This window comes from Clostridium sp. CTA-17, from assembly GCF_054767895.1.
In genome coordinates this window covers 327,197-347,409 of the sequence record NZ_BAAABF010000001.1, presented here as the reverse complement: position 1 = coordinate 347,409, position 20,213 = coordinate 327,197, and the positions used below count along the sequence as shown (strand labels likewise).

The window sequence follows — 20,213 nt, the reverse complement described above, 5'->3', positions numbered from 1 at the left end:
AAATCATAATTCTTAAAAGTTAATAAAATTCATACTAAGTTTAAATTAAACCTTATTAAAAATTTTCTTTATTTATTAAATAACTATTTTAATATTATTCCAAATATTATAGTTGATACAATTGTCATTGTTAATCCAACTAAAGATTCATATGGTATAAGTTTAAGTCTCTCTTTCATATCCATTGAAACGCTTCCACCAGTAGCGTGGAAGAAGCTTCCATGAGGTAAGTGATCTAAAACTGTAGCCCCAGCATGTATCATAGCTGCTGTAGCAAGTGGTGCCACTCCTAATTGAACAATTGTTGGTCCAAAGACTGATGTAGCCACCGCTGTTCCTGAAGTAGTAGAGGCAGTTGCCGCTGACATAAGTATTCCTGAAACTGGTGCTAACATAAAGCTTGGTAATCCTAAAGCATTTATTCCACTTATAATAACATCCTTTAATCCTGAGTTAGCAATTATTCCTGCTAAAGTACCTGTACCTATTAAAAGTATAGCTACTCCACTCATCTTAGCTAGTCCATATGTTGCATATTTGTTAATATGCTTAATTTTTCCCATAGCTAATATTCCGCATATACCACCTACTGGTAAAGCTATTAATGGATCTATAGCAATGCCTGCTATTGGTCTTAACATTAATAAGATTATTGCTACTAATGGTCCAACCATCGCTGGTAAAAATCCAGGCATATCTGTTAACTCTTTCATATGTTCATCAGATTCTACTAAAGAACCTTTTTGTTTTATTCTACTTGCTAATATACATGTAATTATAACTCCAAATATAGCTGGTACTATACCTGCTATCATAACATTAGTTAATGAAACTCCTAAATTATCTGCTGCCGCAATAGTATTTGGGTTTGGAGACATTATATTTCCTGCCTTACCTCCACCAACCATGGCTAATAATATAGCTGATTTACTTAAACCTGATTTGTGAGCTATTGCTAAAGCTATTGGAGATACTGTTATTACTGAAACGTCTACAAAAACTCCAACCATTGTTAAAACCATAGTAGCTATTGCTAAGGCTATAAGAGCTCTTGATTCTCCAATCTTCTCAACTATTGTCTCTGCAATCTTGGCTGCCGCTCCTGATTCAATTAAAACCCCAGCTAGTACCCCTGCTGTAAGTATTCTAAGGATAGCAGGCATCATATTTTTTGCTCCATCCATCATTAAATTAACTGTTCCTGTTAGTCCTGCTCCACCAACAAGTCCACCTATTAAAGCTCCTAGTATAAGTCCGTATGCTGGATGAACCTTTTTTATGATAAGAGTGATTGCAATAACTAATGCAATTACTGCACCTAAAGCTGTAACTGTTACATTCACAATAAATTCCTCCTTCTTGTTAAACTCATTTATTCTTATTTATATTGACGATTTTCATTGTATAAGTTTTCATATTCAAAATCATTATCTAATATCACTAAAATAAAAAGGTTTTCTTTATGCAAATGCACAAAGAAAACCTTTTTTTATTTTAATTGACTTACTATATATGCAATCAAAAATTGAAATAAATCTAAATAATTATCAAAACTTAAGCCTGTTATTTCCTCAATTCTCTCTAGTCTATAATTCAATGTATTCCTATGTATATGTAAGGATTCTGCTGTCTTCTTTCTCTCTCCACTATGCTTCATATAAGATATAAAGGTTTCTAATAATTCTTCTCCCATATTTTCCTCTAATATCTTGTTTTTAATAATTTTCCATTCCTCTTCATCTAAAAAATTATCTAAGTAACTAAAAACCTTTACTTTTTTATAATCATAAAAGAACTCATTTTTATATAATTTATTTCCTATATCTACTGCTTCCACTGCCTCATTCATAGATTTTGATATAATTTTATGTTTTGAGCTTAATCCTATCTTCGAATTTGTGTCACTCATAATTTCCTTTAATTCTTTTAACCTCTTAAAGAGCAAATTATTATCTAACAAAATTACAACTATTCTATTTGAAGTTAAATTTATATAGTACTCATCTTCTTTTATGAACCTTTTTATTTTTTTAATTATTTCCTTAAATTGATCTTTCTGAAACTCCAATACAAGTATTATTCTATCTAATGATATATCAATACCTACATTGGCTCCCCTTTGAATGAATTCTAAGTCATAGGCCTCTTTTGAATAAAGCCATTCATAAATAAACTCTTCTTTCAATCTTTCTTTAACTATATGTTTATTCAAAGTGTATTCTTGATTTATTAAAAGTTCAGCAGTAACAGTTACAAGCTGTGTAAATTGCCTAACATTTTTAGGATTTCCTGTTATACCAATAACCCCTATAGCTTTTTCTCTAAAAAATATAGGTGAATTAACTCCAGATTTCACCCTATCCCCATCCTTAGATATTTCAACAACCTTTTTTACCCTTAAGGCTTCTAAAGCCCCATTATGTATCATTCCTATTCTATTTGAGTCACCACTACCTATTATTACTCCCTTATGATTCATTATGTTTACATTATAAGGAATAACCTCCATCATTTTATTAACTATATTTTGAGCCAGCTCCCTATTTAACATTATATTTCGCTAAGTATATGCCCTGTTTACACTTAGCTCCTCCTCTCTTTAACCCTCCTACAATTACAATTTGCAATATTCTCTATAAGCTTAGATAAACTGATACTAGCAAAATATTTAAACATTTACAATACTTAAAATAAAAAGGATATGTATCAAAACTAAATAATAAAACTTGTAAAAGATATAATCTATTAATTCTCTTAATATACTTATAAGTTTTATTAAAAAATTATTTTGATACATACCATACTATTTTACATACAGTTATTTTCCTGCTTGCTATTATTTACTTTCTTAAGTCTAAAATATCCTATAAAGCTTAAAATCGTACTTGGAACAACAAAAATTAAATCCATTGGAAATACAATAAGTGATATTAAATAAAGTATTCCTGCACTTAAAGCAAATCCTCTTTTATTTTTTATATAAGAAACCCAATTAAATATTGTAGCTAAAACAAATAAAACCATATGTGGTATAACAATAATAACCGCTAGAGCTGATACAGCCTTTTCTATATCAACATCGCTTATAATCCCTACAGAAAAATATGCTAAAAAAAATCTAATCAAAAGCAATGAATAAATAGTCCCTATTATTCCAGATACCAATAATATTTTTGAACGCTTTTTATGATTCATTTTGATAAAAACTCCCTTAATTTATACTATTGAATAAGGCTCTATATTAAAATTTCATCTTTATTATTTTATAAAAATCTATATGAAGTATTAGAATTTTATAAAGTTAATTTATATATTTCAAGGATGTCCTCTGTGTTTAATTCTACAAAATGACCTACTGTATGCTCATCATTATCTGTGCATTTTTTAGCCATTTCTTCTAATCTATCTTCACCTATTTCTAGCTCTTTTAAAGTTACTGGAAGATTTATTGATTTGAAGAATTCTTCAAGTTTCTTAATTCCTTCTAAGGCAACCTCTTCCTTAGTTTTATCTTCAACTTTAACATCAAATACTCTAGTAGCAAATTGATTGAATCTATCTAAATCATGTTTATAAACAAACTTCATCCAAGCTGGGAATATAACAGCTAATCCTGCTCCGTGAGTAACATCATATATTCCACTTAATTCATGCTCTATATTATGTGATGCCCAATCTGTTTCTCTTCCTGTGCTTAAAAGATTATTATGTGCTATTGTTCCAGCCCACATAACCTCTGCAAAGCTATCATAGTCTTCCTTATTTTTTAATACCTTAGGAACATTATTTATTACTGTTTTCATTGTTCCCTCAATTAATCTATCTATAAGTTCAACATTCTTTGTGTTTGTGAAATATCTTTCCATTAAATGTGCTAAAATATCTGCACTTCCAGCTGCTATTTGATATTCTGGTAAAGTAAAGCATAGTTCTGGATTTAACATTGAAAATTTAGGATATAAAAGTGGTGATCCTGTTGATCTCTTATACCATCCATCTTCATTAGTTATAACAGTTCCTGAACTTGATTCACTTCCTGCCGCTGGTATTGTTAATACTGTACCTAATGGTAAAGCTTTTTCTATTTTAATATTTTTAGTAAAGAAATCCCATACATCTCCATCATAAGGAACACCAAGAGCTATGGCTTTAGCTGAGTCAATAACACTTCCTCCCCCAACAGCAAGTATAAAGTCAACTTTACTATTTTTACAAAGCTCGATTCCCTTTTTAACTAAACTTAATCTAGGATTAGGCTTAACTCCTCCAAGTTCTATTACATGTAATCCTGCTTTATTTAAAGAATCTAAAATTCTATCATATAACCCATTTTTTCTAATACTTCCTCCACCATAATGAAAAAGTACTTTACTAGCTCCTAAGCTTTTAATTTCTTCTCCAACAGAGGATTCAACCCCTCTACCAAAGTTAATTTTAGTAGGATTATAAAAAGTAAAATTATTCATTTAACTCACCCTTTCTCTTTTTTCCATATTTTTAATTAATTACATTTACAATATTATATATCACTTTTGATTTTAAGTAAAAGATTCTATAAATATATTTTTAAACTCTAATTATGTTTAAAATATGTATATCCATATAAGTTTAAAGTAAAAAATCAGAAAATATTGAAATGTAAATTTTTAAGTATATAATATATTTAAATTATTCTTATGAGAGGTGATTAATTTGATAAATCATAAAGGAACAAAATGCATTACAACGGGAAGAATAACTCTTAGACCTTTTTATTATGATGATGCTGAAAACATGTTTAAAAATTGGGTAAACGACCCTGAAGTTACAAAATATTTATCTTGGACTCCTCACGGAAATTTAAATGTGACTAAGGAATGCTTAGATAATTGGATTAAAGACTATGAGTCTGATGAAAACTATCACTGGGCAATAACCTTAAAAAAAAATCCAAATGAGGTTATTGGAAGTATTGGTGTAGTATTTATTGATAATTATTTAGAACAAGCTCACATAGGTTATTGTCTTAGCAGAAAATATTGGAATAAAGGAATAGTAAGTGAATCTTTAAAAGAAGTTCTTTCTTATTTATTCCAATGTGGTTTTACAAGAATAGTAGCAATACACCATATTCTTAACCCTGCTTCTGGACAAGTTATGAAAAAATGTGGTATGAAGTTTGAGGGTATACTTAGAAAAGGGGGAAAAGATAATAAAGGTCAATTCTGTGATATAGCTCAATATGCTATATTAAAAACAGATTTAAAATAAATAATATATAATATGATTTTTTAATTAAACAAAAAAGGCAACCCTCCCTCAAAGGTTGCCTTTTCCTTATACCTAATTTCCCCCTTGGCAAGTTATGCTTACCAATTTCTTTAAGTAATAAGAAGTGTTTCTTTTAATTCCCTTATTGTCTGTTAGTATTATCTTCTATATAAATATTACTTAAATTCTTAATTATATTTTAAAGCTTAAACTTCTATAAAAGTTTCAATATGCTTTAAATACTTAATTACTTTAATGTTACTTTTAAAGTATGAACTTCAAATGGTTTAAATGTAAGGTGCATTGTTTCTTTGTTTAATTCTTTTTCATCTATGCTATCTTCTATTAAGTTAACCATTTCTACCTTTTCATATGGAAGATTTATATTAACTTTAGCCTTAGCATCTTCTCCATGACACTCATATAATCTGATTATCATTTGGTCACCATCTTCAGCTTTTTTAATTGTATCAATTATTACATTTTCACAATCTATTGAAACCATTGCTTCTTTAACTAGGTTTTCACCTAAGTTTTCACTATAAATTACTTGTATTGGAGCATTAACTTCATGAGCTTCATGAACTACATTTCCTTCGATATAGTCTCCTCTGTGTGGGAATAAGCAATAAGTAAACTCATGCTCTCCTCTATCAGCATTTGGATCTGGATATCCTGGACTTCTTAATAGATTTAGGTCTATTTTAGTTTCTGAAACATTGTGTCCATACTTAGAGTCATTTATTAAAGCAACTCCATAATCCCTTTGTGATAAATCTATCCATCTTTGAGCACATATTTCACCCTTAGCCATATCCCATGAAGTATTTCCATGAGTAGGTCTCTTTATTGTACCAAATTGTATTTCACAATCTGCCTCTCTAGTATAAACATTAGTATTGAAAGATGTTCTAAGCATCTTACCATTTTCTTTCCAATCAACCTTTGTTTTAAAGTCGATTCTCTTACTACCTTCTAAAATGCTTATTTCTTGTACTAAAGTAGAATCTCCATATTTATAATTTTGCTTAATAGTTGCCTTTGGTCCATCTACAATAACTTCTGATTTTACTAACTCAAAAATTTCAGATGGTCTATCTTCATAAACTCCTGAGAAATCCCAAGCATCTCCATTATCTTCATAAACTCTAAGTTCATTTCCTTTGTCATCTCTTAAGACTTCTTTATTTAATTCTTTATCAAAAATTCTTGCAATTGTTCCATTTTCATTAAACTCAACTTTAACTAATCCATTTTCTAAGTTAGTTTCTGAAACTTTTAAAGTTGAAATTTCACAATATGGCTCAATTTCTTCTTTTCTTATTGTTTTTCCACTTAAAGAGTTTAAGTTAACCCTTGTCCATCTATCATAAAGCTTAATCCATTGCTCTCTACTCCATGATAAAGAATTCATTAATATAGCTCCCTCTTCTTTGCTATCTGCACTTTCTAAAATATCTCTATATAACTTTTCAGTCATTCCTTCTACCTTAGCGAGCATCTTTTCATAGGCTTCTACTGACTCGTCATAAACTCTGCCTATTGATGACCCTGGTAAAATATCATGGAATTGATATAAAAGAACTTCCTTCCAAACTTTTTCTATTTCATCTTGAGGATATTCTCCCTTTCCTAAAACTTTAGCTTGCATTGCTGCTAACTCTAAGTTCTTAAGAGCTATTTCCATCTTTCTATTATATTTTTTATTCTTACCATGTGTAGTGTAAGTTCCTTGATGTTTCTCTAAGTATAACTCTCCACTCCACACACTGTATTTATCTATATCTTTTTCTATTCTCTTAAAGAAATTGCTTGAAGGTTCTTGCTTAACAGGAGCTATTCCATTTATATTTCTTTCTCTTCTTAATCTCTCTAAATGCTCTTCTCCTGGGCCACCGCCTCCATCACCAATTCCAAATAGCATTAAGCATTCATCTGATAAGCCTTTATCTAAGAAGGCTTTCTCTGACTTAGCAACAGCCCTTGGTGCAGCTGAACTATTATAAGTTCCTTCTGGTGGCATGTGTGATAATACCCTACTTCCATCTAATCCTTCCCATACAAAGGTATGATGTGGGAATTGGTTATGATTGTTCCATGATAATTTAATTGTCATGAAATAATCTACACCACTCTTTTTAAGAATTTGTGGAAGAGCTGCTGAATATCCAAATACATCTGGAAGCCATAAAGTATCCATCTCTTTTTTGAATTCTTCTCTAAAGTATCTCTTTCCATATAATAATTGTCTTACTAAAGATTCTCCTGATGGAACATTAGTATCTGGTTCAACCCACATACCTCCTTGAGCTTCCCATCTTTCCTCTTCTATTTTTTCTTTAATTCTTCCATATAAATCTGGATAGTATTCTTTCATCCACTGATAAATTTGAGGTTGGCTTGCTCCAAATACATACTCAGGATATTTTTCCATATTGGCTAAAACTGTTGAATATGTTCTAGCTCCCTTTCTTATGGTTTCCCTTATTGGCCATAACCAAGCTAAATCTATATGAGCATGTCCAATAGCTGAAACTGAAAGTGAAGGATCTCCACCTTTTTTGTCTAATTCTTTCTTTAAGATTTCTCTAGCTTTTTTAACTTCTTCTTCATTTAAGATTGTAACTTCCTGTTGAGTAACAACTCCATCCTTTAAAAAATCACATCCACTCATTCCAGTTTTAATACTTAATACCTTTGATGCTTCATAAAGAGCACTTAATATAGTATGATATCTAGCACTATCTTCTGGTAATTGATTCATAAGTTCATGTAAAACTTCTACATCATAGTAAAGAGCCTTTACTTCTTCATTACAAGTTGCAATATATGCATCTTTTATAATTCCATTATCTCGATATTTACCAAACAAATCGTTACATGCACAATCTGCCCATATATCTATAACTTCTCCACCTTGCGCTCTCTCAAACATAGGAACCTCTCTCTTACCTGGCATTCCTAAGCTTAAATCAAACTCTGAATTTAAAGTTGTAAGCCCTCTCATAGGATTTCCATTCTTATCTACCACAAAAGCTTCTCCGCTTATATCTATTAAAAGAACAATTTTTTCTCCTTCATAACTTGCAGGTACCTCTCCCTTAAAGTTAAACCAACCACAGTCCCAAAGTTCTCCCCAAGACTCTCCTATAACTCCTTTTTTATACTCTCCAGTTAGTCTATTTTCATAACTTACTGGCTCCTTAGTTATATACATATCTATTTCTAAAGGCGCAACTACATTGTATATTGCCTTTTCTAGCTTTTCACACAAACCGTTTACAATATTCTTGCGTTCATTTATCTGAAATAACATTCATCTCACCCCTTGATAAATTTAAAAATCATAAAATAAATCTTAGAATCATACCTTAATAATCAAATTAATGGGCTTCTTTTCTTTCGATTCATCTAAATTCTATATTTTAAAGATATCTTATAAGCAATTAAGTGTAAAGTGGACAAATATTAGTTTTATAGTTCATATTTTTAATAGTTTAAAATCTCTTTAATTATAAATTTGACTATTAAATTTATATTATCTTTTCTAACTGTTTAATTTTTAGGGGTTTTCTATAATTCAAGTTACATTCAAATAAAACTTTTTAATTTTATCTTAAAAATAAATAAAAAGTCATAAAATAAATAAGACCAAGGCTAGGAAGAAATCTTAAAACCTAAACCTTGATCTCAATTTATTTAAAAAGGATTAAAATAAATCTTTTATAGGTAATATGCTAATTTGCGGAAGAAGTTAATTCTATAAAACAATATAATTTAATCCTTATTAAATACTATAATTAGAATTTATCGCAAACTAGTTCAAAGTATGCTTTGGGATGATGACAAACAGGACACTTTTCTGGTGCTACTGTTGATTCTAAAATAAATCCACAGTTTTGACATCTCCATAATTGTTTTTCATCTTTTTTAAATATTTCACCATTCTTCAATAGATTATGTAATTCTAAATATCTTTCTTCATGGTGCTTTTCTATTTCTCCTACTTTTTCTAATATGAATGCTATTTCATTAAATCCTTCTTCTCTTGCTTCTTTAGCAAATTCAGCATACATATCTGTCCATTCATAGTTTTCTCCACCAGCTGCATCTTTTAAATTATCTACAGTTTCTCCAACTGTACCATCATTTAAAAACTTAAACCAAATCTTTGCATGAGCCATCTCATTGTGAGCAGTTTCTTCAAAGATATCAGCTATCTTATTGTATCCTTCTCGTCTAGCTTTCTCTGCATAGAAAGTATATTTATTTCTAGCTTGTGACTCTCCAGCAAAGGCTGTTAAAAGATTCTTCTCTGTTTTACTTCCTTTTAAATCCATGAACTCCACCTCAAAATTTAAATTTATAGTCTATCGATCTTATTTCTAATAAACATCAATACAATTTAATTTTTCCCTTTTTGAGGTTTTATATTCTAAATTTGAGGCTAAAATTTTTAGCTAAAATAAAACAAAGTTTTCATTATACAAACTTAATAAAATTCACCTTAAAAATTTATAAATAAAACTAAATATTTTCTATAAATAATTTATCTAAATGTTTTTCACTTGAAAATCCTAAATCTTTTAAAGCCTTGTCTATAGCATTTAGAACATAAGTTAAATCTTCTATATTTGCATTTTCCCCCATGTGTCCAATTCTTAATAATTTATTTTCATATTTATCTAAAGATGTTGACATTAGTACATTATATTTTTTATTTAGATGGTTTCTTAAGTTTAAAGCACCTATTTCTTCTGGTATTTCCACAGCTGTAACTGTATTTGAATATCCATTTTTTAAGAATAAATCTACCCCATATTCTTTTACTGCCTTTCTAATTGCTTCTCCAATTTTTCTATGTCTTTCAATAACTTTTTCTTTTCCTTCCTCTAGAACATTGTCTATAGCAACCCTAAGAGAAATAATATCACTTATTGGCATTGTATATGGGAACCACTTATCTTTGTAATAATTTTTCCATATATTCAGATTGCAATAAAAACCTACAATAGGTGTTTCTCTATTTTCCATAACCTTTCTTGCATCATCACTTATACTAACCATAGTAAGTCCTGGCTCTGCTGAAAATGCCTTTTGAGATCCACCTAGGGCTATATCAATTTGCCATTTATCCACTTTAAATTCTTCTCCTACCATAGCTGATACAGAATCAACAACTGTCAAAATTCCATAACTCTTAAGTAATGGACAAATTTTATCAACAGGATTTAATACCCCCGTTGGAGTATCACAATGAACAACTGTGGCATATTTAAAATCATTATTATTCTCTAAAAACTTAGATAAAGCTTCAACATCAATCTCTTTAGTATAATCTCCTGAAAAATAAGTTACCTCTCCTCCATACATGGTTACAAAACCATCAAACCATCTTCCATATAAGCCATTATCAATTACTAAAACCTTATCTCCTTTTTCAGTTAAGGATGCACAAGCAGCTTCTAATCCTAAAATTCCTTCTCCAGAAAGTATATAGCAATCATTTTTAGTATTTATAATTTCTCCAAATCTATCACAAGTTTCCTTATAAAACTCAACAAAATCCACATCAACATCTGGATTTGTAGTTTTTAAAGCTCTTGCTCTTCTTACATTTTCTCTTAAATTAGTAGGACCTGGTGTATAAATAATTTTATTACAATTCATAATTCATTCCTCCAAACACTCTCATTTTTCTCTTGTATAAAAAATAACACAACTATTCAAAATCACCAATAGAATCGATACAATGTAAAAACTTAAAAGGGATGTATATAAAAGCAACCAGTCAATAAAACTCATAAATAAACACTTTTATAAGTTTTCATATTTACCTTTAATACATCCCAACTCTTAATTTAATTCTTTTTAATTTAACCTAAAACTTTTTCTGATATAAAGTTAATTTCATATTCACCTATAACCTTATCTCCATCTAAATCCCATTCTTCTTTTTCTTTTCCATAATACTTAGATGCTAACGCTAAGTCTCCTAAATCTATCTTTCCATTTTCATTAAAATCTCCTTGTAAACTATCTGCTTTTTCTTGTTCACCATATACCTCTAATTCAAGAATTGAATATGGAGAATTATTAGTTCTCTTAGTACAATTTACTCTTACATATCTTGCCTTTTCTTTTCCAAACTCTATACTATTAATATTTTCTAAATTATTAGTTACACTTGAAATCTTACTCCAGTTCTCACCATCTTCTGATATTTCAATTGAAAATTCACTTGCTGGATTATTCCATCTTACTAAAACTTCATTTATATCAGTAACTTTTCCTAAATCAACCATAAGCCATTGATTATCAGAATTTTTTGATACCCATTTAGAGCCTTCATTTTTAATATTACCATCTGTTGCTCTCCACTCATTTGTGTATAATAAATCATTTGAAGAAGAATATGCATCCTTTCCACAAGCCAAATTGACTTTAGAATTCTTTTCTCCTCCTATAGCTTCATCAGATAATACTCTATTATATAGTTTGATGTTGTCTATTCCTCCCTTTAGTCCTTCTCCTATCTTTTCTAGTGGAAGAACGAAAGTAGTATAAAATTCTTGTCCACTTACTATAGAATTATCATGCTTTCTATTACTATGAAGTTGCTGAACAAACTCTCCATCAACATATAAAGCTAAATTTTCAAAAGTACCAACTAAAGTTATATTTGTCCACTTATCTTTTTGTAGTTTGTAATCAAAATTTTGTTCATAAAAACTTCTTCTTATTGATAAAGTTCCATCTTCTAAAACTTTTAACTCTCCCTCATAACCTGAAAAAATATTCATTACATTACCTAATTCCTCAACCTTAAGATCAAAGGAAACTGTATATGGATAAGTTATTGCTTTTAAAGGAGTTTCAAGTACTGTTTCTCCATTTAAACTTAAATATTTATTTGACTCGCCTTCTTTAAACTCTCCATTTTCAATTGTTCCATTATATGCATTACCACTAGTATCCCTTCCATCTGAAGTTTTAAAATCATATTCTAAAACAATATCACTCTTACTTTCGACTTCTCTTGAAACTTCAGTATTAGGTCCTTCATCAAGAGAGTTAAATATTTTCATAAACTCAGTGTAATCTTTATCTTCTCTATTTCCTCTCCATGTTTTTTCACCAATAGTTGCAACAGCTGGAAGCAATCTTTCATGTAAGTCCATTTCGACTATTCCTTCCATTGATTCATCTCCCCAAATAGCCATTTTTCCACCTAAAAGATTAGGCTCTCCTAAAGGTAAAGATATATTTCCATCGAACTGAACTGGCTCCCAATTATTATATACATATTGAGTATTCATAAAATCCTTATGCCATCTTGATGGTGTTATATAGGTATATGGTTGAGGAACATTTACTAATTTATATCCTTCATCAATTCTAGCTTTAGGATCTTCCCATCCTAAACTCCAAACATCTATGATTGTATCCTTTGGTAACATTGTTTCTCCATTAAATGGTTTTAAAGAACCCCAAACTCTAGGTGTTTTACCTTTATCTATTAAATATTGAGACATATCTGCTGCATATTTCCTAAACTTGTCTCCAACTCTCGTATCATATTCATCTATTCCTAAATGAACTGTATCTCCTAAAAATACAGGATTTTCTTCATCTAAAAATTCATCAAATAATCCCTTTATAAATTTAGCTCCCTCTGGATTATCTATATCAATATGATCAAACCAATACTTTTCTGAGTTTATTGGTGTTCCTTTTTCCCTATTATATTTTGTAAAAGGAAGTGAATGTGCAGGAGTATCTATTTCTGGAACAACCTCCATTCCCCTATTCATTGCATCTTTTTGCAAGTTCACAAATTCTTCTTGAGTGTAATATGGATCATTCAAATCATCATTACTAGGCTTTAGTCCAGGATGATTTTTACTTTCTAGTCTAAATGCACTATAAACTGAATCCCAATTTTCAGGTTTATTAAAATTAGTACCTTGAGGAGCCCACTGATTATCATTTAAATGAATATGGAATTCATTTATCTTATACCAGGATAATATCTTTGAATAGTCCTCTAAAAACTCCATCCTCATTGGCATTCTAGCCACGTCAAGCATAGCTCCTCTAATCTCATACTTAGGGAAATCTCTTATAACTCCACATGGAATAGAACTGTGATTTTCATCTTGCCATAATATTTGAAGTAAAGTTGTTGTACCATATAAGGCACCAGTATAATAACTTGAATAAATCTTTATAGAATCTTGAACTTTAGTAAAGTATCCTTCTTTACCAACCTCATATTTATCTTCTAGCTGAGACTCTATATAAATATCACCTTCTTTAACTGATTCATCTGAAGAAACTTCCACTATTTCTAATTCAATTCCTTTAAAATCCTTTAAACTTTCATTAAAAAGCTTAGCAACTTTCATTAAGTCAACATTATTTTTATCATTAATTAAAATCCTTGACCCTTCTGTTAAATTAAAGTTTCCTTCTAAGCCATACCATTCTTGAAGGCTTGGAATAACCTTTGGCTCTTTATTTCCATTATCCACCTTAGGGAAAAATTCCTCATTTAAAGATGTTTTTTCTGGTATATTTAATGTCAAACTTTTTTCCACAGTCTTTTCTGGTTCATCTTCCTTATATATTTCAAATAATAAACTTACATCTCTATCAACTATATTGGAATCAGTAATTTCTCCTCCGTGAGTTATTACATTTTCAAATTCACTTCCTTTTAATTTAATTCCAAATCCCTCAGGCACTTCTGGCAATTTAATCATTTCGTCACTTATAGTCACTTCTGGAAGAGAGGTTATTCCATTTGCAATTTGTTCTAAAGAAGGAGTAAAATCCGGTACTATTTTTTCCTCTCCCAAAACTTCTATCTCACGTATAGAGACATTATTATATGCATTAGCATTTCTCTCTCTTATATAAACTCTTAAATATCTAGCATTTTCTTTGTTGTCAAAATTTATCTCATCAACCATATTCATATTATTTCCTGAATCATGAGTTACCTTTTTAATTTCTCTCCATTCCTTACCATCATCAGAAACTTCAATGCTATAGTCTTCAGCAAAGGCCTTCTTATACCAATGAATCTTTGTACTTTCAATATCTAGATTTTTCCCAAAATCAATATAAACCCATTGGTGACTATCATCAGTAGGTATAACTGGCATGGAAGGGCTTGACCATCTAGAATCATCACTTGTTTTATCTCCATCTACTACCTTATTAGCTCCCCAATTTGAATTATTATTTTCTACAGCAGATGCCTTTGTTTCCTTACCTTCAGCTACGTTCCCCTTAAAAAGTTTATAACCCATAACTTCAAATTCTCTAATACTTACGCTCTTCCATTGATTTTTCTTAGTTATTAATACTCTTATATATCTTGCTGTTTCTTCATTTTCTAAATCAATTCTATTAACTTTGTTTCTATCCGCTTCATTTTTACCTAGAGGATTAGTTAAAATGCCTGTTATATCAGTCCAATTCTTATTATCTGAAGATTTTTGAATCTTAAACTCAGTTGCATAGGCAAAGTTTTGCCATCTTATATTTAAATGGTCTATAACATATTCATCTCCTAAATCCACAGCTAACCATTGAGGATTTGTTGAAGTTACTTCTCCACTTGACCATCTTGAATCTTCCGTAATGTAGTCTCCATCTACTGCCTTATCCCCTTTCCAGCTATTAGCAGACTCCAAACCTGAAACCTTTACATCCTTTTCCAAAGCTAAGTTCACATATTCTTCTTTAAAATCATCAACTTTATCCTTTGCCTTAACTGTAATCGTAGCAGAACTTCCTATGAAATTTGCAATAAAAATTCCACAGAGCAAAGCTCCTATTTTCCTTTTATTCATTCTTTATCCCCCCTATGATATTTTAAAAATTCTTTTGTCATATCATTAATAAGTTAATAAAAAAAACTTCCTATATATTTTTATTCTAGAAAATATTATTATATAATTAATTTATATAGATACATTTAAACTAGGAGATGATTTTTATGATAAAGCATATAGTAATGTGGAAATTAAAAGATGAAGCTGAAGGAAACTCTAAAGCTGAAAACGCTCAAATAATAAAAAACTCACTAGAAGATTTAAAAGAAAAAATTAATGAAATAGTTCATATTGAAGTAGGAATAGATGTTAATAAATCAGAACAAGCTTATGATGTAGTTTTATATTCAACATTTAATTCTTTAGAGGATTTAGATTCATATCAAAAGAATCCTGACCATGTTAAAGCAGGTTCTTTTGTAAAAAAAGTAGCATCATCAAGAGTTGTTGTAGATTATGAACTATAAATAAAAAAACAACCTAGATTTTTCTATCTAGGTTGTTTTTATTTATTTAATTTGAGGGGACTATCAAAATTACATTTATCTTATAGTTCTAACTGTTACCGATTCTTTTGAAGATAAAACTCCATTTGAATATTTGGCAGCTATTTTAAAATTATAAATCGTATGTCTATTTAAATTTTTAAAAGTGTGCTCTAAATTATTTTGGGATATTTCAGCTACCTTTTTTCCATCCTTAAAAAGAACATATCCTTCCAATCCTCCAACTGTTTCTGGTGAATTCCACTTAACTTTAATGCTATTTTTGTTCACTGATTCAGCTAAAAAATTTTTTACTGGAGAAACTGTTTCTCCTAAAACTTTTACTTTGAGCTTAGCTTTTCTTCCATTTATTAAATTATCAGCTAATCCCATTATTTCTCCTTCTATATAAAATTCACTTCCAGGAATATTTAATTTTTTTTCTATTTCTTCTGTTATAGGCTCCCATTTAACCCATTGCTGCGTATCTGTACCATCATTATATCTTAAAGTAACCCATGAAGGTGTTCCTTTAATCTCATTATTTACGATTTCATATTCGCCTGGTATTACATCTATTACCTGTTCATCCTGAGAAATAATTTCTAAGCTATCTTCCTTTATATTCTCATATCCTCTTGGAATTTCTTTGTATATTCTTACATAATCAATGTCAAAAGTTTTTGGATATGGAATACTAGGATCAAAAGGACCTGTCCATGATGGCCCTCTTTTTTCATAAAAAGAAATAAGCATAGTCATAGGATAGTCAATATCACTTTTCATACGACCATATTCTTGTCCATCAAAATAAAATATCATTTCCTCTGGAGTCCACTTTAATCCATAATTATGAAATTCATTTGCTAAGTCAACATTCTTAGGAGTAAATGACAAATGTTCTTTCTTTATATTTGGATCTTTCCATGCATGTTTAGTAGATTGAATTTCATTTGGATTTCTTCCTAATATCTCAAATATATCAACTTCTGCACTCTGCTCTGGCTTATCCTCAAATCCAGTCATCCACCAAGCAGTATGCATACCTCCACCAACTTGCATCTTAGCTCTCATCTCATAATAACCATATTTATTTATATTAGTTATATTTTTTTCAGTTGGATTAAGTACAGTATTATTTCCTGTCCAATTATGAAGTCCTGATCTATCTCCTGTCATGAACCCAGTTACCCTTGTATCACCATCAAACTCTGGACACCATGGCTCAGTATCTTCATTTAATATTAAAGAAAGTTTTCCATCTTTCATTTTATAAACAGGCTTAGCCTTTTCTGGATTACTTGCCCAAGAAGTTAAATAACTATTTACCCACTTGCTTTCATCTAATTTTTCTCCATCAAAATTGTCTTCAAAGATTAATCTATATCCTTCTTTTTCTGATGGGTTTGGCTTAGAATCACCTCTATTTACACTACTTTTAAATGTAGTAATACCTAATATCAAGGCATTAATAGCCTCTTGGTACTTAGAATCATCTGTATTTTCATTATTATATACACTCTTAGCACTATTTATATCTTGTTTTAACTTTTCAACGGCATTTTCTGGATACTCTCCTTGATTATCTCCTACTATAGAATTATTTAAAAGCTCTTGAGCTTCATCTATTTTTACTTTTAACTGCATTCTTATAGACATCTCTCTTCTTAAAATAATTTTATCTATATTTGCTCCATGTTGTCCATATCCTAATGATGAATCAGCAAAGAACTTTATTTCATTTTCTCCTTTTTTTAATTCTATTTTCTCCTGTTGTACACTTGGTTTATTCCACGCCCCTGAATTTAATGGATAAATAACTTTTTTCTCACCATTATTTACTTTATAACATAAATGTCTAGTTTCTCCTGATTCAAATACAATATCCATATCATATAGATAATCTTCTGGTATATTATTTGCTTTTAAAATTAAGTTATTACTTTCATTGTCTTTAAACCATCCAACCTTCTTTTGACCTGATGCCCAAGAAAATCCTGATTCAACTTTTACAGAGCCATTTGTATTACCTGATTCTGCTTCTATCTCTAACTCTATAATATTAGAATCTCTTTTTACTAATTCTTTTCCCCAAACTGGAGTAGATACACAGAATCCTAAAATTAAACTCATAGCCAAAGCAATTTTTTTCTTCATCTTTTTACCCCCTGAAATATTATTTATTCACTTATTTTTTCAAAAAATAATACTTTATCCAATGGTACTTCAAATTCTTTTGTTGTTGGACCATATACCTTACCATTATCCCCCCTTAACCATATTCCTTTTGGAAACTTTACTAATTTTTTATTAGAATTTTTTTTAATTACTGGAGCAACTAAATACTTACTACCTAACATAAATTGATCATTAACTCCTTCGAATCCCTCATTTGGAAACTCATATTCCATATACCTAACAATAGGTTCCCCAGTAATACTTGCATATTTTGCTAAATCATATATATAATCTGAATATTTAACATGCTTCCATGCTGCATCTTTACAAATATTAAAGTTTTCCTTTGATAAAACCCTCCATGGAGCTGCTGAGAACTGCATCATAGGCATAAATGTTGCACATTGAGCATATCTTACAAATAACTCTTGATCTAAATTCTCACTATTTTCTAAGAAATTAAGATATTCTCCTCCTCCAATCATATCTGGACATGTATAAGCATATCCTAATAATCCCTGTATTAACTGATTAGGAATAAGTGAACCAACCCCATTAGTTTCCCAACTATGATTTTTATCTGCTAACCTTTGTACCAAAGGAAGTCCTGCACATTGAACACATGCTCTAAACTCATTGTATTCATAGTTAACTCCTAATTCAGCCCACAATTTACTTTGACCATTAGCATCTATTTCTCCATAAGTTAAATCATCTTCACTATAGAAATTCGCATCTCCAGCATCAAATTTAAATCCATCTACTCCATATTCTTTAATTAAGAAATTATTTTGATCACAATACCACTTAACGGCATTGGGATTAGTTAAATCTAAAACTGCTGAGTATCCATTCCACCATTTTTTAATAGAAACTTCTCCATCTTGATTTCTAACTAGAAATTCTTTATTCATTAAATATCTAAATTCTTGAGTATCTGGAGTTATAAAAGGACATGTCCAAAGCATAACTTTAAAACCTAACTCATGTAATTTTTCTATCATCTTTTTAGGATCTTTAAATTTTTCTTTGCTAAACTTCCATTTTCCATAATAGTCACTCCAACCATCATCAATCATTATTATTCCATTAGGCATACCATTTTCTAGAATTTTATTTGCATAATTAAGTATTCCTTCTTCTGTCTGATTGTAAAGTAACTCTATCCATGTATTATATTGAGGTTTTGCAAAAAACAATTCTGGCGGAACAATACCATTTGGTTTAATAAATCTATTACTTGCATCTAAAAAAGCTTCTTTTAAAGTTGATCCAGCACAATATAATCTTGGCTCCTGAAATTTACTATATAATTCTATTACCCCATCAAATACTTTTAATTTAAATCCACAATCACACCATATGTATCTACCCTTATTAGAAAACAATATGGTGTTAGCTTGATTTGGACTGGCATTAGGATATAAGTCAGCTTCATAAGCTGACTTATTGTTCAATGGATATTTAACTCCATCATTAACTATTGGACCATACCAATATTCATCTTCTAACATTTCAAATATATATTTTTTAAAATTATTCATAACCTATACCTCTTAAATATATTTTTATTATTTACCACCAGTTAAAGCTATACCTTCAACAAATTGTTTTTGGAATAATAAATAGATAATCATCATTGGCCACATAGCTATAAATGCTCCTGCCATCATAACTGGATAATCTGTACTAAACTGTCCACTTAATGAAGCTAACCCTGAAGCTAAAGTCATTTTGTTCATTGACATATTAACTATTAGAGGCCACATTAAATCACTCCAAGCAAATACTGCTGTAAATATTGAAAGAGCCATTAAAGGAGTTTTTGTAAGTGGCAACATTATTTTGCTAAATATTTGCCATTGATTGCATCCATCAATTTTAGCTGCTTCTGATAGTTCATTAGGTAAACTCATGTAAAATTGTCTTAAGAAAAATACACCAAAAGCACTTACTATACCTGGAAAAACTAGCGCTTTAATAGTATTTAACCACCCTAAATCAGCAACCATTGAATATTGTGGTATTATAAATATTTGAGCTGGTAACATAAGCTGAATAACAACTAAAGTAAATAATATTTTTTTACCTGGAAAATTTAACTTAGCAAAAGCATATCCAGCCATAGAACTAAATATTATTGCAAAAAGTATTCTAAATAACATCATTATAATTGTGTTATAGAAAAGAGTAGCAAATGGTAATGTATTCCACGCTTTAACATAATTATCCCATTGAAAATTTTCTGGAATAAAAGTTACAGGTATTTTTATAGCTTCAGAAAACGTTTTTAAAGAAGTCAAAACCATCCATAAAAAAGGAAATATCATTGCTATACTTCCTAATATTAAAACACCATGTATTAATATTTTCTTATTATTAAATTTTTCTCCATCATTAATCTTATATTCACTTGCTATTTTATTTTTAATTTTAGAAACATTCACTTTTGTGC

At 29.7% G+C, this 20,213-nt stretch carries 13 protein-coding genes; 2 read left to right on the top strand and 11 right to left on the bottom strand.

All coding sequences use genetic code 11. The features are described from left to right. Positions 1-83 precede the first annotated feature (83 nt). From ACYUCG_RS01465 to ACYUCG_RS01450, 4 genes are all read right to left on the bottom strand, one after another. Positions 84-1,343, bottom strand: a complete 1,260-nt coding sequence (locus ACYUCG_RS01465; RefSeq protein WP_460267914.1) for a GntP family permease — start codon at positions 1,341-1,343, stop codon at positions 84-86. Between the two features lie 146 nt (positions 1,344-1,489). Beyond that, positions 1,490-2,551 (bottom strand): CdaR family transcriptional regulator, encoded by a 1,062-nt coding sequence (locus ACYUCG_RS01460; RefSeq protein WP_060795680.1) that lies wholly within the window; start codon positions 2,549-2,551, stop codon positions 1,490-1,492. 257 nt (positions 2,552-2,808) lie between these two features. Next, on the bottom strand, positions 2,809-3,195 hold the full coding sequence (locus ACYUCG_RS01455; RefSeq protein WP_460267913.1) for a hypothetical protein: 387 nt from the start codon (positions 3,193-3,195) through the stop codon (positions 2,809-2,811). Positions 3,196-3,293: 98 nt separating this feature from the next. After that, the gene (locus tag ACYUCG_RS01450) at positions 3,294-4,466 is read right to left on the bottom strand and encodes an iron-containing alcohol dehydrogenase (RefSeq protein ID WP_460267912.1); all 1,173 of its coding nucleotides are present in this window, start codon (positions 4,464-4,466) and stop codon (positions 3,294-3,296) included. 226 nt (positions 4,467-4,692) lie between these two features. Here ACYUCG_RS01450 and ACYUCG_RS01445 point away from each other — a divergent pair, with 226 nt between their 5' ends. After that, complete coding sequence (locus ACYUCG_RS01445; protein ID WP_460267911.1) at positions 4,693-5,250, top strand: GNAT family N-acetyltransferase; 558 nt, start codon at positions 4,693-4,695, stop codon at positions 5,248-5,250. A 247-nt stretch (positions 5,251-5,497) separates the two neighbouring features. Here the strand turns inward: ACYUCG_RS01445 and ACYUCG_RS01440 are convergent, their stop codons facing one another. The 4 genes from ACYUCG_RS01440 to ACYUCG_RS01425 form a co-directional block, all read right to left on the bottom strand. After that, complete coding sequence (locus ACYUCG_RS01440; protein ID WP_460267910.1) at positions 5,498-8,566, bottom strand: alpha-mannosidase; 3,069 nt, start codon at positions 8,564-8,566, stop codon at positions 5,498-5,500. A 484-nt stretch (positions 8,567-9,050) separates the two neighbouring features. Continuing rightward, positions 9,051-9,590 carry a rubrerythrin gene (rbr, locus tag ACYUCG_RS01435; protein WP_060795689.1) on the bottom strand — a complete coding sequence of 180 codons (540 nt, stop codon included), beginning with the start codon at positions 9,588-9,590 and terminating at the stop codon, positions 9,051-9,053. A 187-nt stretch (positions 9,591-9,777) separates the two neighbouring features. Further along, positions 9,778-10,920: a pyridoxal-phosphate-dependent aminotransferase family protein gene (locus tag ACYUCG_RS01430; protein ID WP_460267909.1), complete on the bottom strand. Its 1,143-nt coding sequence runs from the start codon at positions 10,918-10,920 to the stop codon at positions 9,778-9,780. Between the two features lie 206 nt (positions 10,921-11,126). Next, positions 11,127-15,113 (bottom strand): discoidin domain-containing protein, encoded by a 3,987-nt coding sequence (locus ACYUCG_RS01425; RefSeq protein WP_460267908.1) that lies wholly within the window; start codon positions 15,111-15,113, stop codon positions 11,127-11,129. A 146-nt stretch (positions 15,114-15,259) separates the two neighbouring features. Between ACYUCG_RS01425 and ACYUCG_RS01420 the strand changes: the two genes are divergently transcribed. Further along, entirely contained in the window at positions 15,260-15,562 is a 303-nt protein-coding gene (locus ACYUCG_RS01420; RefSeq protein WP_003455731.1) for a Dabb family protein, read from the top strand. A 75-nt stretch (positions 15,563-15,637) separates the two neighbouring features. On the opposite strand, the gene ACYUCG_RS01415 is transcribed toward ACYUCG_RS01420, so the two are convergent. From ACYUCG_RS01415 to ACYUCG_RS01405, 3 genes are read right to left on the bottom strand one after another with little or no spacing between them, the layout of a single operon-like run. Further along, the gene (locus tag ACYUCG_RS01415; protein ID WP_060795695.1) at positions 15,638-17,737 is read right to left on the bottom strand and encodes a family 16 glycosylhydrolase; all 2,100 of its coding nucleotides are present in this window, start codon (positions 17,735-17,737) and stop codon (positions 15,638-15,640) included. Between the two features lie 23 nt (positions 17,738-17,760). After that, entirely contained in the window at positions 17,761-19,302 is a 1,542-nt protein-coding gene (locus ACYUCG_RS01410; RefSeq protein ID WP_460267907.1) for a glycoside hydrolase family 31 protein, read from the bottom strand. Positions 19,303-19,329: 27 nt separating this feature from the next. Next, positions 19,330-20,205 (bottom strand): carbohydrate ABC transporter permease, encoded by an 876-nt coding sequence (locus ACYUCG_RS01405; RefSeq protein WP_003455814.1) that lies wholly within the window; start codon positions 20,203-20,205, stop codon positions 19,330-19,332. Between the last annotated feature and the right edge of the window lie 8 nt (positions 20,206-20,213).